Source organism: Bradyrhizobium sp. USDA 4452, from assembly GCF_054063575.1.
Window position 1 is genome coordinate 5,249,946 of sequence record NZ_JBSSGK010000001.1, and the last position, 15,035, is coordinate 5,264,980.

Sequence of the window (15,035 nt, forward strand, 5' to 3'; positions counted from 1 at the left end):
CTTCCTCGGTACAGTCAGGATTCGGAATCAGGCTGCAAGCGTGGTCGACCGAAGGTCGTGAAACTTCCGCCGTTCTTTTGCATAAGCCGCGAGAAGCGTTTTGACCCAAAGTGCCATGCCTTCGGACTTCAGATCGATTTTTTGGGATTGGCTATAGTGTTGCTCGGTTACGGGCGCCAATCGTTCACGTTCATTGATGTTAGAGTAGGTCATCTTGTGCCCCAAGATGGCGGTGGCGGCCCCTCCCAATCTGTTGTCTTCAAGGAACGTTGCCATCGCTCTTCTAATGTCGTGAAGTGTAAAGGGCCGTACGCCGTATTCCTTGAAAAGGTCGGGACGCGTTTTCTTTGGTTTGGGCTTGGGTCCTGGCTTCCCTTTACGAGCGGGCTTCTGTCGGACGGTGTGGTCGTAGACGCGTCCTTGAAGCCTATACATGAGTAGATTGAGCGCGGCCGGCGTAATCTGTCTCTTCGGGTCGTTTCCCGGAAACATCCATGGCGAATTCCCGCCAGCTTCCTTGTGATAGCTCTGCAGCACTTTCAATGCCTCTGGAGGTATAGGGAGCGAATGCGGGCGGCCGCCGTCCCGGCCACCTTTCATCTCTTCGCAAGTCCAGTTCGCGATCTTCCATCCACGCAGCTTGCGGTACGTCTTCGCAGTATCGAAGAGGCGATCAAGGCGCAACTGAAGAAAGGCACCTGTTCTTTGCGCGGTCAGTGCCACGCCCCATAGTGCGCCCAATGTACCTGGATACGTATCGTGCTCGTCGTCTGCTAAATGCCTGTACTCATCTGCTAGGATCAAGACACGCGCGATCTCGCTGATGGTCGGGGTGTGCGTGCGCTCCTCCGTTTTGTACTCGAATGACCATCGGGTCCACCATTCCGCTTGCACCTCGTCCAATCCGGATGCAGTGGCGTGGAATTTCCAGGCCCACGTGAGCATTCGCTTTGACTGGGTCAAGGCACGATGGACCGCTGAAGGCGCGTGATTCAAATTGATCCGATCGCGTACAAGTTCGAGATCTCGGAGCCGAATCTCCCTAACCAATTTGTCGTTGAGCGACGCAAATTCCGCCAACGTCAGGTAATGCTCGTATTGTTCGCGGTACTTCGCTTTGAGCTTGGGCTTTTGGTACTCAAGAAATTTTTGAGTAAGCGCCTTCCAAGTCCAGGTAACGCCCGTGTCGCCAATGCGCTTACGGTACGCAATCAGCGAGGTCTCGTCGGCATATGTGTCTGCAATTTCGGCGTGCCCGATTGGATCTCTGTATTTGCTGCCGGTCGATAGCCGCACCAAGGTGTCGGCAAACTCTCGCAGGCTGCGCTTTCGTCCCGCGGCCAGACGTATCTGATTGGCAATATACCTTGCCGTATCGAGGTCAAGCTTGCCGTCAGCTGTCTCCTGGTCGAAACCCCAGTTCGATGCCACTAACCCAAGGCGGAGTGTTAGCTCGCGACGGCGCACATACCAAACAGCTTTGCCAGGGGTAATCCTGACCGTCAGACCTACTGTCTTGCGGTCTCGCCACTCCGCGACCTTTCCGACAACAGCTTTGCTTGTGCTGTAGGACAAAGCGCTTTGAACGTCGGAGTCGGTGAGGGATTTCACCTCGCGCTCATAATAGCTCTTTTCTGGCATTGGAAACCCCGTACAACGATCGTACAAACACAGCTACGGGAGAGGCGCTTAAAACGCAATATTGTTCACCCCTTAGAATAGCAGAAAGTATCGTACTTTCAATGTGTTATTGTGTTGTGAATAGGGCGGGTAAAGGTCTAAAAATCGTTTTCCCAAGCTGCATACGAGGGTTCGATTCCCTTCGCCCGCTCCAGCCCCAAGGTCAGTCCCAAGGCTTGTGCGCGACGGTCCTGTCGGCGAGACAATACATTTTGGTGCCATAGCGGGAGACTTGACGTGAGGTTGCTTGGAGCGCTGCTGTTCGCGCTGGGCGCGCTTTGCATGACGAAGCCGGCATCGGCGCAAATGTATGATCCCCGTTATCCGGTCTGCATGCATGTGTACGGTGAACTGATCGGCGAACGAATGGATTGCATCTTCGCGTCGATGAGGCAGTGCCAGGCCAGCGCCGTGGGGAATCCGGCAACCTGCCTGGTTAACCCTTTTTATGCGCCGAGACCTGTGCGTCCTTCCAAGCCCGCGCGATGACCCTCTTCAGCTCGCATCCGCGAGCGCGTTGATTCCAGATCAACCTGGGCAACCCACAAACGGGTCTCGCGCGATGATCCCGTGCTATTACGGCGGTCTGTTCACGCAACGTGCGCGCCGGACGCACTGTACTCGACCTGTTCTTCTCACAACACGCAGTTATGTTTCCGTAGTTCTCCGCGTTTGAGAACGGAGTTCCGCTGGAACCCGCGAGCGACCGGCAATGGCCGAGGTTGCATCATCCTCCGGTGGCGATCAGCGCCATCCCATGGCGGGCGCGACGTGAGTCAAAATGCTTTCGATCACATGCGCGTTATAGGCGACGCCGAGTTGATTAGGGACGGTCAGCAGCAAGGTGTCGGCCTCCGCGATCGCCTCGTCCGTCTTGAGTTGCTCGATCAGCTTGTCCGGCTCGGCCGCGTAGCCGCGGCCGAAGATCGCGCGGGTCCGCTCGTCGATGAAGCCGATCTGGTCTTCCTCCTGGGCGTTGCCGAAATAGGCGCGGTCGCGATCGTCGACCAGTGCGAAGATGCTGCGGCTCACCGAGACCCGCGGCGCGCGGGTGTGGCCGGCCTCCTTCCAGGCGGCGCGGTAGGCCCGGATCTGCGCGGCCTGCTGGATATGGAAGGCCTCTCCGGTCTCGTCGCTCTTCAGCGTCGAACTTTGCAGGTTCATCCCGAGCTTCGCCGCCCAGACCGCGGTGGCGTTCGAACCGGCGCCCCACCAGATCCGCTCGCGCAGGCCTTCCGAGTGCGGCTCGAGCCGCAGCATGCCGGGCGGGTTGGGAAACATCGGCCGCGGATTCGGCTGCGCGAAACCTTGTCCGCGCAGCATATCGAGGAAGATCTCGGCATGACGCCGGCCCATGTCGGCGTCGGTCTCGCCTTCACCAGGCTGATAGCCGAAATAGCGCCAGCCATCGATCACCTGCTCGGGCGAGCCGCGGCTAATGCCGAGTTGCAGGCGTCCCCTCGCGATCAGGTCGGCCGCGCCGGCGTCCTCGATCATGTAGAGCGGATTTTCGTAGCGCATGTCGATCACGGCGGTGCCGATTTCGATCCGGCTGGTCTTGGCGCCGACCGCCGCCAGCAGCGGGAACGGCGAGGCCAGCTGGCGCGCGAAGTGATGCACGCGAAAATACGCGCCGTCAGCGCCGAGCTCTTCGGCGGCGACCGCAAGGTCGATGGATTGCAGCAGCACATCCGCGGCCGAGCGGGCCTGGGATTGCGGGGAGGGCGTCCAGTGCCCGAACGAGAGGAATCCGATTTTTTTCATGTCGGCAATGTAGGCATATCAGGCGCGAATTGCGAACGGTGGCATGGCGACGACGGAAAATGTTTACCAACGGGGAAAAATTGATTCAGCAGATGTTGCGGGTTTTGCCGATCGCGCCGCTGTGGACGCGCTGCATGCGCGCTGGGCTTGCCGCCTGCGCTGCGGCGCGGCTTGCGATCAGCCCGCGCGCCGCCTAGCTTCCGGCCACCATTTCTCCCGCCACCAGTTTCCCGCAGGACCCGATGTCGCAGCCGCTTCTGTTTCAGCCGATCACGCTTCGCGGCGTGACCTCTCGAAACCGCATCCTGATTTCACCGATGTGCCAGTATTCGGCAACCGACGGCCTCGCCAATGACTGGCATCTTGTTCATCTTGGTAAATTCGCCCAAGGCGGCGCCGGGCTCGTGATGGTCGAGGCCGCGGCGGTCACCGCCGAGGGCCGCATCACCCATGGCGACGTGGGAATCTGGAACGACGAGCAGATCGCGCCGCTCGAACGCATCGCCGCCTTCCTGAAGGACAACGGCGCGGTGCCATCGATCCAGCTCGCGCATGCCGGCCGCAAGGCCAGCATGCAGCGTCCCTGGTACGGCAATGCCGCGCTCGACGCGGCCGACCGCGCCCGCGGCGATCTGCCGTGGCGCCCCGTGGCGCCGAGCGCGATCCCGATGGAGGAAGGCTGGCTGATGCCGCATGCGCTCGATGTCGCCGAGCTCACAGCGCTGCGCGAGCAATGGCGCCGCGCCACCTTGCGCGCGGTGGAGGCCGGTTTCGAATTCGTCGAAGTACATTGCGCGCACGGCTATCTGCTGCACGAATTCCTCTCGCCCTTGTCGAACAGCCGCAGCGACGCCTATGGCGGCGACCGCGCCGGGCGGATGCGCTATCCGCTCGAGATCATCGAGACCGTGCGCGCCGCCTGGCCCGCCGAGCGGCCGCTGGCGGTGCGCATCTCCTCGGTCGACGGTGTCGATGGCGGCCTGACCATCGAGGATCAGGTCGCATTCGCGCGCGAAGCCAAGGCGCGCGGCGCCGATCTGATCGATTGCTCGTCGGGCGGCCTGCTCGGCTCGGCGACCGCGGCGCGGATTCCGCGCGGCTATGGCTTCCAGGTGCCGTATGCGGACGAAATCCGCCGCGCCGCCGAGGTCGCCACTATCGCGGTCGGCCTCATCCTGCATCCGCAGCAGGCGGAAGACGTGCTCGCCAACGGTCAGGCCGATCTGGTCGCGATCGGCCGCGAAGCGCTGTTCGATCCGAACTGGCCGCTGCATGCAGAGCTTGCGCTTGGCGGCGGAGGCGGCGAGGTGTTCGCGTCCTGGCCGAAGCAGTATGGGTGGTGGCTGGAGCGGCGCGAGCCGGGCCTGCGCAGGCTCGACGGTCCACCGCTGCCGTTCCGCAAGGTGTGACGGATCAAGCTGCGACAGATCATCAGGGAGGATTTGACATGACGATTTCGGTACAGTGTCCCTATCGCGGCGTGTTCCCGGTGGCGCCGACCATCTTCGACGCTGGCGGCAACCTCGACCTCGACGGCCAGCGGCGCTGCATCGATTTCATGATCGATGCCGGCTCGCAGGGCATCTGCATCCTCGCCAATTTCTCGGAACAGTTCGTGCTGGCCGATGCCGAGCGCGAGACCGTGATGCATGCGGTGCTCGAGCACGTCGCGGGCCGCATTCCGGTGATCGTCACCACGACGCATTTCTCCTCGGCGGTGTGCGCCGCGCGCAGCCGCGACGCGGAGGCCGCGGGCGCCGCGATGGTGATGATCATGCCGCCCTATCACGGCGCGACCTTCCGCGTCGGCGAGCCGGCCATCTACGAGTTCTATCGGGTGGTGTCTGACGCCATCAACATCCCGATCATGATCCAGGACGCGCCGGTCGCGGGCACGCCGCTCTCGGTGGACTTCCTGGCGCGGATGGCAAAGGAGCTCGCCAATGTCAGGTACTTCAAGATCGAGGTGCCGATGGCCGCAAGCAAGCTGCGCGGCCTGATCGAGAAGGGCGGCAGCGTGATCGAGGGACCGTGGGATGGCGAGGAGGCGATCACGCTGATGGCCGATCTCGATGCCGGCGCCACCGGTGCGATGACCGGCGGCGGTTATCCCGACGGCATCCGCCAGATCATGGATCCGTTCTTCGCCGGCCGCCGCGACGAGGCCGTGCAGGCCTATGCGCGCTGGCTGCCGCTGATCAACTACGAGAACCGGCAATGCGGGCTGCAGGCCTGCAAGGTGCTGATGCGCGAGGGCGGCGTCATCAAGTCGGACGCGGTGCGGCATCCGCTGCAGCCGCTGCATCCGGCGACGCGCGCCGGCCTGATCGAGATCGCGCGCACGCTCGACCCGGTCGTGCTGCGCTGGGGGCGCTGAGCGCGCCACCCGGCTGTCTCGTCCGGATCATCGCTGCCGTCTGCATTCACATAACCGTCAACAACGGTATCTACCGTTCCGGTACGGGAAGTGGGGCATTTGTCCCCGCATGTGCAATCTGCATAGGTCTGGCCGCTCAGGCAGAGCATGATTGAAACCTTCCGGGTCGGCGGTTTTGCGATGCGCTACGGCCATTTCGTGCCGCGGCTTTACAATTATTGCCGCTCGCTCGGCTTTGAGCGGCAGCACATGCTGCCGTCACGCGCCTTCTGCTCGGACGAGAGTCAGGGCTATCCGGTCATGCTGCTGGCCCAGCATTTCGGAACCTTTCCGTTCGATCACGGGCGGGTCGGCGGCAAGGTCGCGATCAACCGCCACGGACCTTTTGCCCATCACGGCGAGGATTTGTTGCTGATTCAGGCCAGCCATGTCGGTTACGATCCCGATGACGGCCGCTTCGGCGTCTATCAGCGCCACCGCACCGACGACTGCCGGTTCGGCGATTGCTGCGGCAAGCTCTGCGGCGTGCTGCGCTGGTACGAGGACGAATACGCCCATGCCTGCAAGCAGGTGCAATGCGGCCGGCTCGATGGCGAGCCGGTGTTCCAGATCGACAATCAGTATCTCGACGAGGGCCGCAGCGAAGGTCTCTTTCTGCGGCTCGACCGTATGGTCGAGACGCCGCGGCAGCCGCTGCACGTGCTGAGCACGTCGAAGGCCTTTCGTGCGGGCCGGGCGATCCGCGAACGGCTCGGCGAGGCCTGCTTTGGCGAAGCCCTGGCGCCGATCGGCACGGCGCTGTCCCCCGATCTGTTTCACTTCCGCCGCGCGCTGCCGGACGGCCCCGAGGGCCATGACATTCTCGAGGCGGCGCTCGCGCCTGTCATGCCGGCGCTGGTGACCTCGCCGCATCCCGCATTGGATGCCGCCCGCTTCGTCACCCAGGCCGAGTTCGACCGCACCTATCGGAGCATTTTGCGCGAGCCGGCGTTTCAGACCAAGAACGTGCTGTTCGTGTCCGGCCTCAACATCGACGTGTCGCCGCGCGAGGGTTTTCCGTTTCCGTTCACCAAATTCGTTCCCTGGGCCGCCTATGCCCGCCTGCGCGACGGTCGCTCGTTCCTGTTGGAGCAGGAGCAGCTGGTCGAGACGCTGCGCCGGATGCCGGGCGAAAATCCGGACTGCCTGTCGTTCGACAAGACAATCGAGCAGATGACCACCGCGCCGGAAATCCGGCTTCCGATCGGCTGATGCCCATGACGACGCTTCCGGCCCTGCGTACGCACGCTGCTCCCGAACCGCGTCTCCAGCGCCTGGAATTCGTGGATCGCGAGCGCGGCTTGACCCGCCGTCACTTCATCCTCGGCTGCCTCAGCCTGGTTGCCGGCCAGATGGTGCGCCTGCTCGACAAGCTCCAGCGATTGCCGCTGCTGCGCATTCGTTTTCCCTGAGCGCGAACGGACGCGCTACAGCCAGCGCGAGACCGAGAAGATCAGCAGGCCGACCAGCCCTCCGACGACGGTTCCGTTGATCCGGATGAATTGCAGGTCGCGCCCGACCTGCAATTCGATCCGCATGATCAGCGTCTCGGTGTCCCAGTTCTCGACCACCTTGCGGATGAAGGCCGCGATCTCCTGGCGGCGCGATGCAACGGCCCGCAGCGCTGCGACGCGAAGCCAGCGGTTGATGCGGTCGCGCATCTCGGCATCGTCGCGGACCCGCGCGGCAATCGAGATCAGGGCGGTTTCGATCGCGTCCGCGATCGCGGCCGAGGTCGCCGCAGAGCTCAGCCGCGCCTCGATCGCCTGCCACATCGCGTCGATCTGGCGGATCACGGCCGGGTTGTCGAGCATCTGCTGCTTCAGTTCCTCGCCTTTGGCGAGGTAGTCGGGATCGGTGGCGAGCCGGTCGATCAGGCGTTCGATCTCGGCCTTGAGCTCGATCCGCCAGGGATGGTTCGGCTCGCGCATCTCGTCGAGCGTCTGACCGATGCCGGAGATGACGCGGTCGGCCACTATGCCGTCGACCCATTTCGGCACGAACCGGTAGGAGCGCTGCGAGACCTTCCTGCGGATGGTTTCCCTGTTGTTGGCGAGCGCCGTGCTCGCCGATGTGATCATGCGCTCGACGAGGGCCTGCGCATCGCCATGCGCCCACAACAGCGCCAGCACCCGCGAGGCGAGCGGCGCCACCGGAACCGCCGCGATGCCCTGCCGGGTGCGGCGCGTCAGAAAGCTGTTGAGGTCGGCGCTCGGCGTCGCCTGCAGGGCCTGGTGGACCGCCGAGACCGTGCGCTGTGCCGCGCTGCGGGCGTGCGACGGCCGCTCGATCCAGTGTGCCGTCCAGCCGGCGATGTCGACGTCGCGGATGCGATCGCCGACCACGCGGGGCGACAGGAAGTTGTTGGCGATGAAGCGGCCGAGCGCGACCGCAATGCGCTGCTTGCTCTGCGGCACGATCGCGGTGTGCGGGATAGGGATGCCGAGCGGATGACGAAACAGCGCGACGACCGCGAACCAATCGGCGCAGGCGCCGATCATGCCGGCTTCCGCGAATGCGCGCGGATAGGCCAGCCACGGCCAGTGCGGTTGCGCCATCGAGGTCGCCAGAAAAACCAGCAGCATGAACACGAGCAGGGCCGTGGCGAGGGCCCGCATGCGACGGAGATCGCGCAATCTGGTGTCCTCAGGCGGAAGCACGGCGCCGATGTCCAATTCGCCTCATGCCGTCGCAACGCCGCGGCGCGGTGCAAGCCGCGCTGCGATCGCCGCATAATGTTGCCGAACCCCGGCGCTGCCATGGAGGCGTTCCAGCCGGCGCACCGTGAAGTGCCCTTTCGCGATCTTCTGGAAATGGTCCATGAAGATCACGTTGACGGTCGCGCCGAATGCCGCGCCGATGATCGGCACCGCGCCGGCGGCGGCCTTGTCCGAGACCACCAGCCCGAAGCGGGAGACGATCTCGCTGACCAGATTGGAGATCACCGGGGCGGAGGCATCCACCGCGCCGCGCTCCAGGATGTAGGCGGCCGCGTCGCTGGTGTATTTGCTGATCAGCGCGCGGGCGGCGTAGTAGCCGACGTCGACACTCTCGTCGGTTCGCTTGGTGCCATAGGCGAAGACTTCGAGACAGGCGAGCCTCGCCTCGATGCTGGAGAGGTCCTCACCCTGGTGCCGCGCGATCTCGGCGATCGCGCGCAGCATCAAGGTCGTGGTCAGAGGAAGCTCTACCGCGAGCGCGCCGAAGCCGAGCAGCCCGCTGACGCCTCCGGTCACCCCGGCGAGGAACGACGAGAAGGTCACCGCCGGTGCGGGCGGCGGTTTCTCGTCGAGCGTGTCGACGGCAACCTCCAGCCCCTTCATGACAGCCGTTCGCACCAGCCCGCTGAGCTGGCGGTTGGCGGCCTTCGGCAGCAGGTTGAGGACGCGGTTGACCGGAACGCCCGCATAGTCGGCGATCCTTGCCGCGAGGTTGGAACTCTCCAGCGTCTTGACGGCGGCTTGCAGTGCGGCGTGATCGCCGGGAGGAAGGACAAGGAGCTGGGTGAGATCCTGGCTCATTGATAGCGCAGGATTGGCCGGATGCCGTTGAAGCTTGCGAGAATCGCCGAGCCGTTGCTGATCAGCGCGGTCACCTCGGGCGTGATCAGGCCGCCCGGCAGGGCAAGCCCGAGCGCCAGCGTATTGAGCGCGGCGACGATGGCGTAGTTCTGCTTGATCAGGCTGACGGCGCCTTGCGAAATCTCGATCGCCTTGACCAGCTTCCAGAGCGAATCTTCCATCAGGATGACGTCGGCGGATTCGTGCGTGACCTCGGCACCGTGCTTCATCGCGATGCCGACGTCGGCGAAGCTGAGCGCGGGAGAATCGTTGATGCCGTCGCCGACCATGGCGACCCTGCGTCCCTGGCGTTGCAGCTGCTGGATGACATCGGCCTTGTCTGCCGGCAGCATGTCCGCGAAGTGCTCGGTGAGCCCGAGATTCTTGCAGACGGCGCGCGCCACCACCGCATTGTCGCCGGTCAGCATGATGCTGTTCTTGACGCCCAGCGCATGCAACCGCTGGATCACCGATCGGCTCTCCGCGCGGATCTCGTCGGAATACGGCACGAGGCCCGCGAGCTTGCCGTCCACGGCGATATAGAGGCTCGAATAGCCGCGCTCGTCGAGCGCAGCGCGATCGAAGGCCGAGGCGTCGACCGCGATCTCGCTCTGGCGCATGAAGCGCTGGTTGCCGACATGGACATAGTAGCCGTTGACCTGGCCCTCGACGCCGAGGCCGAGGCGGTAGGTGGTCTCGTTGCAGGGCGGGATGTTCACCGCGAGCTGCCGGGCCCGGGTGCGCAGCGCTTCGGCGACCGGATGCTGCAGCTTGGTCTCGGCGGCGGCGGCGAGCCCGAGCAAATGGTTCGGCGTGATCGAGTTCTGGTAGGAGATCACGTCGATGACGGCAGGCGTGCCGTGGGTGAGGGTGCCGGTCTTGTCGAACACCATGGTGTCGATCCCGGCAAGCTTCTCCATGTGGCCGCCGCTCTTGATGATCATGCCGGTGCGGGCCGCCAGCGTCATCGAGGACAGCACCGAGGTCGGGGCGGCGACGCGGATGCCGGTGCCGTAGTCGACGATCACAAGCGATAGGAAGCGGTTGAAGTCGCCCGAGACCATGGCGGTGCCGGTGGCGAGCGCCAGGGTCGGGGTCACGAGCCGGTCGGCGAAGCGCTCGGCATGGTTCTGCATCCGGGTGTCGCCGATCGGTGCGGATTCGATCAGCCGCACGATCTGCCCGGCGGTGGTCGCGGTGCCGACGCGCAGCGCACGCAGCGTGATCTGGCCCTCGCGGATCACCGTGGCGGCGAAGGCGGCTTCGCCCTTGCCGCGATGCACCGGCAGGCCCTCGCCGGTGATCGTCTTCTGGTCGATGGTGGCGGAGCCGTCGATGATCTCGCCGTCGACCGGAATCATCTCGCCGGGATACACCACGACGATGTCGCCGTTCTTGAGCTCGGCAGCGGGGATCGACACCACCTCGCCGTCGCGCAGCAGCCAGGCGGTCTTCGACTGGAATTCGAGCAGCTCGTTGATCGCCCGCCGCGAGCCCGCCGCGGTCAGGTCGCGGATCCAGTCGCCGAGCTTGATCAGCCAGGTGACGATGCAGCCGGCCAGCGGGTTGCCCTGGACCACCGATGCGCTGATCGCGAGCGTGTCGAGCACGTCGATGTTGAGCCGGCTCTCGTTCGCCCAGACCTTCCAGGCGCGCTTGGCGATCGGGATCGCGTTCCACAGCATCAGCGGCATGTTGATCGCCGTGATCACCGGATTGGCGCTGAAGGCCATGAACAGCGACAGCGTCGGCAACGTCAGCGGCGAGCGCTTGGAGACTTCCGGCACGCTGGCGCGCGGCGCGCCCGCGTCCTGCGCGGCGCCGACGCAGAGCGCCTTGACGTCGGCGAGGCTCATGGCCTTGAAGCCGTTCAGCAGCGCGAGCAGCCGTTGTTCGTGGGCCGGATCGTATTCCAGCACGAGGCTGGCGCATTCGTAGTTGATCCGTGCGGTCCTGATGCCGTCCTGCGCCCGCAGCCATCCAAGGCAGAGCTCGCCCAGCTTGCGGTTCTGCCCGAGCGCGGGGATGCTCAGACGAATGCGCCCTGGCATGGAATGGCAGAAACTGAAATCCATGACGTTGCACTCTCACCCCTGGCGGGTCAGGCCATCGCGCGTGCCGGCTCCGCCTGCTCCGCGGAGGCCATGTTGGCCTGTATCATGTGGTTGAGTGCAAACACGGCCAGCGTGACCCAAACCGGCGTCGCCGCAGTGGCGCCAACCTCGAACACGGTGAAGCCGGCGATGCCAGCCGCCAGCACGATCTTCAGATCGATCACATTGCCGCTGGCAACCTTGATGCCGTGGTCGAAGTCCCGGAAGAAGTCCACGATCACCTTCGCCGTGTGCGAGTGCTCGGCGAGGTACTGGGCTTCCTGTTCTATCTTGTTTGCCAGCGCGTCGATCTCGTTGGTCGGCGGCTTGTAGTGACCGCCGGTGTGATGCTCCAGGCGACCATGAAATTCATCATGCCGGTCGGTGTCGTAGTGCAACACGACGCTCCCCGTCGTCGGGTTGATCGTCACTTCCTCGATGCCGGGGATGACGCTGAAGGTCTGCTTGATCTGTTCGAGAAGCTCGGGGTTTTCCTTCGCCGACGGAACCTTCATGCGTATCCGGCCGGGCACCTGATGCGCAATCTGCAGCTTCATCTTGGTCATCGCATTCCTCTAACAGCGTTCCGACGCCGGCGCGGGGACGCGAATGATGCCGTGACACATGATTACGCGCCGCGCTGGTGTCGCAAGGTCGCTTGTCGGCGTGGCCTCGCCGCGCTGCATCTGCCCATCGGACGCGGTTCAGGCCGCAGACGAAGTCCGGCTGTGGCTGTCGGTCGCCTTGGCGTCCTGCGCCTGGTTTTCCGCCTTCACTTCCGCGACGATATCGTTCACCTGTTCTTGCGCCTCGGCAAACATCTCGCGCGACTTCTGTGCGAACTTGTAGGTGCCGCGAACGGTGGATTTGAACAGCGGATTGAGGGCGCCGGCGAGCTTCGGCAGGTACTTCGGCGCCGCGACGGCGGCAACGCCAAGCGCAAGTCCCGGGAGCAGGGCAGCCTCGAACACGGCAGCACCAACAGCCACCACCGCGACGACCGCGACCGTCTTGTTGATGCCGCCGCCTTCCTCAAAATCCTGTTCGGAGGCTTCATGGTGGAAGGCAGTGTCGTGACTGCTACCGTTGGTATTCGGGTTCATCTGAAATCCCTTGTGACCACTCAAATGACTGCAGTTTCATCAATAACGGCGGATTGAAATGGATTCGTGACAGTTTGATTACAGTCGTCCGACTGGTTGCGGCGGCATGGTGTCGCAACGCAACAGGACGCGTAGTCGGCAGTCAAGGCCGCATCCGCGTGGGGCGGGCAAGCCTCGGCAGGCGATCTTTTCGTGTCTCGATGTGTCTGTGCTTACATGGACCCGTCGCAAGGGCGGACGCGCGTGGTGGACTACCGGTCCCACGTCACCGGCAAATCCAGCAGGCCGCGGAACGCCCAGCCGCCGATCCGCGGCGGCTTGTCGGCGATCAGGCGCAGATTCGGCAGCCTACTGAAGATCGCGGGAAGCGCGACGTCGGCGACCATGGCGCGCGAGGCCCAGGCGCCGGCGCAGAAATGCGGGCCGGCGCCGAAGGCGATGCTCTTGCTGGCGTCGCGGCGCACATCGAACGCGTCAGGCCTGTCGAAATGCTTCTCGTCGCGGTTCGCCGAGCCGAACATCAGGAACACGCGCTCGTCGGTCTCGAATGCGACGTCCCTGATCGTCCAGGGTTTTGCGATCCGCCGCGGCGACATCCCGATCGGCGAGATCCAGCGCGCATATTCCTCGAACACCTGCAGCCACGGGATCGCGCCGCTCACGGCCAGCGCCAGCTGCTCCGGGTGGGTCAGCAGCGCCCACACCGTGCCGGCGATGGCATCGCGCGGCTCGTTCTGGCCCCCCGAGATCGCCAGCTTGATGTTGGCGCGCACGCTCTCCATCGGCATGTCGGTCTGCAGCAGCACGCCGAGCAGGCTGAGGTCGGGTGTCTTGCGCAACACCGGCACCATGTCGTCGATGGCGGCGTCGATGCCCGAGGTCGCGGCATGGCAGCGCGCCTCGATCGCGGGATCGCCGGTGTAGTTGGCGATGCCGTCGATCATGCCTTGCGACCACGCGTTCATGTCCTGAAAGCGCATGTTGGTGAGCCCGGTGATCGATTTCAGGCATTCGGCCGAGAACGGCAACGCGAAGGCCTGCACGAAATCGACCACGCCGTCCGGCTTCAGCTCGTCGAGGATGCGCTCTGCGTGGCGTGCGAATTGCGCGGTCCAGTGCGAGCGCACGGTCTTCGGCGAGACCGCCGGGAAGATCGCCTTGCGCTCGTTCATGTGCGCATCGCCGTCCTTGCGCATCATGTTGTGGCCCATGAGCTTGTTCATCAGCCCCTCGGGCTGATGCGACGAGAACACGTCGATCTGCTTCTCGGAGACGAAGATGTCGTCGCGGTTGCAGAGCAGCGTGCTGCCGAGCTGCGGCACGAAGGCGATCGGCGCTTCCTTGCGCATGCGCGCCAGCGTCGGATAGGGATCCTGCCAGAAAGCGGGGACGTCGATGTCGAAATGGGGAGCGGTGCTCACGGCATAACCTCAGGTTTCCAACCGAGCATAGGTCGGGGGGCTCCGCCGGTCTGTCCCTACCGTTAGGGACAGACGCAAGCGCCCGTTCAGCGCGGCTCAATTCAGCTGGCGTGCCGACGCCATCAGGCGCAGTGCGATCGCGAACAGCTCATTCTGCGAGGAGATGCCGAGCTTGTCATAGGCGCGCTTGCGATAGGTGAGGGCGGAGTGCAGCCCGATGCCGAGCTCGGCGGCGATCGCTTCCGAGCTGAGGCCCGAAAGGATGCCGAGGCAGACCTCCTTCTCACGGCCGGTCAGCCGGGCGAGCGGCTCAGTGGTCGCAAACAGGCTCTTCAGCCGCGCGATCGGGTCGGCATCCGTCGCCGGCTCGCGCTGGAAGTGCCGCGCCACCGCTGCGGTCAATGCGGGTGCGACTGCGGCGAGGCGCGCGATCTGCGCTCTGCTGAAGCGGCCTTGCGCGGTGATCTGATAGAAATTGATGTAGAAGCAGGTGTCGCCGGTCCAGATCGCCGAGGCGAACTTGTCGACGATGCCGGAATCGTCGAAGAAGATCTTGCGGTAGCCGTCGCTGTACATCCGTCGGGCGAAGGTCGGTAGCATGATCGGCACGGCCTGCGCCTTGCCCTCGAACACCGCATCGCGGTTCGGGTCGGCCTGATGGAAATGTTCCGAATAGGCGATTCCGAGCTCGCGCCCGGTCGGGATGTTGCCGACGTCGAGCAGGCACGCGGCGGACCGTGGGCCCGTGAACGAGAACACCATGCAGTGACCGACACCGGCGACGCGGCGCAGTGCGGCGATCAGGGCCTGCGGAAAGCTGTCGCGGCCGATCGCCAGCAGCGCCGGCGTGATGTCGCTGACGACAGAAGTCTTGAAGGCGAAATCTGCCTTCATGGCGTCCTCCCTGTGTTTCGGGAAGACTAGCAGCGGGATTGCGGGGGTGGAAGCGGCGGCGGCTCGGGTATCCAGCGGAGCGTCCCTATCCCTTCGTCATTCCG

General features: G+C 64.3%; 14 protein-coding genes. 5 read left to right on the plus strand and 9 right to left on the minus strand.

What is annotated here, in order from left to right; all coding sequences use genetic code 11:
• Positions 1 to 27: 27 nt before the first annotated feature.
• Positions 28 to 1,641 (minus strand): hypothetical protein, encoded by a 1,614-nt coding sequence (locus ACVISU_RS25080; protein WP_456708680.1) that lies wholly within the window; start codon positions 1,639 to 1,641, stop codon positions 28 to 30.
• Between the two features lie 276 nt (positions 1,642 to 1,917).
• Here ACVISU_RS25080 and ACVISU_RS25085 point away from each other — a divergent pair, with 276 nt between their 5' ends.
• Positions 1,918 to 2,169 (plus strand): DUF3551 domain-containing protein, encoded by a 252-nt coding sequence (locus tag ACVISU_RS25085; protein ID WP_083991991.1) that lies wholly within the window; start codon positions 1,918 to 1,920, stop codon positions 2,167 to 2,169.
• Positions 2,170 to 2,424: 255 nt separating this feature from the next.
• Here ACVISU_RS25085 and ACVISU_RS25090 read toward each other — a convergent pair whose 3' ends face one another.
• Positions 2,425 to 3,444 (minus strand): LLM class flavin-dependent oxidoreductase, encoded by a 1,020-nt coding sequence (locus ACVISU_RS25090; RefSeq protein WP_456708681.1) that lies wholly within the window; start codon positions 3,442 to 3,444, stop codon positions 2,425 to 2,427.
• 242 nt (positions 3,445 to 3,686) lie between these two features.
• Between ACVISU_RS25090 and ACVISU_RS25095 the strand changes: the two genes are divergently transcribed.
• The 4 genes from ACVISU_RS25095 to ACVISU_RS25110 all read left to right on the plus strand — a co-directional run bounded on the left by ACVISU_RS25095 (position 3,687) and on the right by ACVISU_RS25110 (position 7,272).
• A complete protein-coding gene (locus tag ACVISU_RS25095) occupies positions 3,687 to 4,853 on the plus strand; it encodes an NADH:flavin oxidoreductase/NADH oxidase (protein ID WP_050406272.1) in 1,167 nt (388 codons plus the stop codon).
• Between the two features lie 38 nt (positions 4,854 to 4,891).
• Positions 4,892 to 5,821 (plus strand): dihydrodipicolinate synthase family protein, encoded by a 930-nt coding sequence (locus ACVISU_RS25100; protein WP_456708682.1) that lies wholly within the window; start codon positions 4,892 to 4,894, stop codon positions 5,819 to 5,821.
• 147 nt (positions 5,822 to 5,968) lie between these two features.
• Positions 5,969 to 7,072 carry a hypothetical protein gene (locus tag ACVISU_RS25105; RefSeq protein ID WP_456708683.1) on the plus strand — a complete coding sequence of 368 codons (1,104 nt, stop codon included), beginning with the start codon at positions 5,969 to 5,971 and terminating at the stop codon, positions 7,070 to 7,072.
• Positions 7,072 to 7,272, plus strand: coding sequence for a hypothetical protein (locus ACVISU_RS25110; RefSeq protein WP_050406275.1), 201 nt, complete (start codon positions 7,072 to 7,074; stop codon positions 7,270 to 7,272). Before ACVISU_RS25105 ends, ACVISU_RS25110 begins: the two co-directional genes overlap by 1 nt.
• Positions 7,273 to 7,287: 15 nt before the next feature.
• Here the strand turns inward: ACVISU_RS25110 and ACVISU_RS25115 are convergent, their stop codons facing one another.
• The 7 genes from ACVISU_RS25115 to ACVISU_RS25145 all read right to left on the minus strand — a co-directional run bounded on the left by ACVISU_RS25115 (position 7,288) and on the right by ACVISU_RS25145 (position 14,931).
• Positions 7,288 to 8,496: a DUF445 domain-containing protein gene (locus ACVISU_RS25115; protein ID WP_456708684.1), complete on the minus strand. Its 1,209-nt coding sequence runs from the start codon at positions 8,494 to 8,496 to the stop codon at positions 7,288 to 7,290.
• 45 nt (positions 8,497 to 8,541) lie between these two features.
• On the minus strand, positions 8,542 to 9,381 hold the full coding sequence (locus ACVISU_RS25120; protein ID WP_456708685.1) for an EcsC family protein: 840 nt from the start codon (positions 9,379 to 9,381) through the stop codon (positions 8,542 to 8,544).
• Positions 9,378 to 11,495, minus strand: coding sequence for a heavy metal translocating P-type ATPase (locus tag ACVISU_RS25125; protein ID WP_456708686.1), 2,118 nt, complete (start codon positions 11,493 to 11,495; stop codon positions 9,378 to 9,380). The genes ACVISU_RS25120 and ACVISU_RS25125 overlap by 4 nt, the downstream gene beginning before the upstream one ends.
• 26 nt (positions 11,496 to 11,521) lie before the next feature.
• Positions 11,522 to 12,079 carry an HMA2 domain-containing protein gene (locus ACVISU_RS25130; protein ID WP_050406278.1) on the minus strand — a complete coding sequence of 186 codons (558 nt, stop codon included), beginning with the start codon at positions 12,077 to 12,079 and terminating at the stop codon, positions 11,522 to 11,524.
• A gap of 138 nt (positions 12,080 to 12,217) precedes the next feature.
• Positions 12,218 to 12,616: a DUF5132 domain-containing protein gene (locus tag ACVISU_RS25135; RefSeq protein ID WP_456708687.1), complete on the minus strand. Its 399-nt coding sequence runs from the start codon at positions 12,614 to 12,616 to the stop codon at positions 12,218 to 12,220.
• A gap of 251 nt (positions 12,617 to 12,867) precedes the next feature.
• A complete protein-coding gene (locus tag ACVISU_RS25140; RefSeq protein ID WP_456708688.1) occupies positions 12,868 to 14,037 on the minus strand; it encodes a cytochrome P450 in 1,170 nt (389 codons plus the stop codon).
• 96 nt (positions 14,038 to 14,133) lie between these two features.
• On the minus strand, positions 14,134 to 14,931 hold the full coding sequence (locus ACVISU_RS25145; protein ID WP_050406281.1) for a helix-turn-helix transcriptional regulator: 798 nt from the start codon (positions 14,929 to 14,931) through the stop codon (positions 14,134 to 14,136).
• Between the last annotated feature and the right edge of the window lie 104 nt (positions 14,932 to 15,035).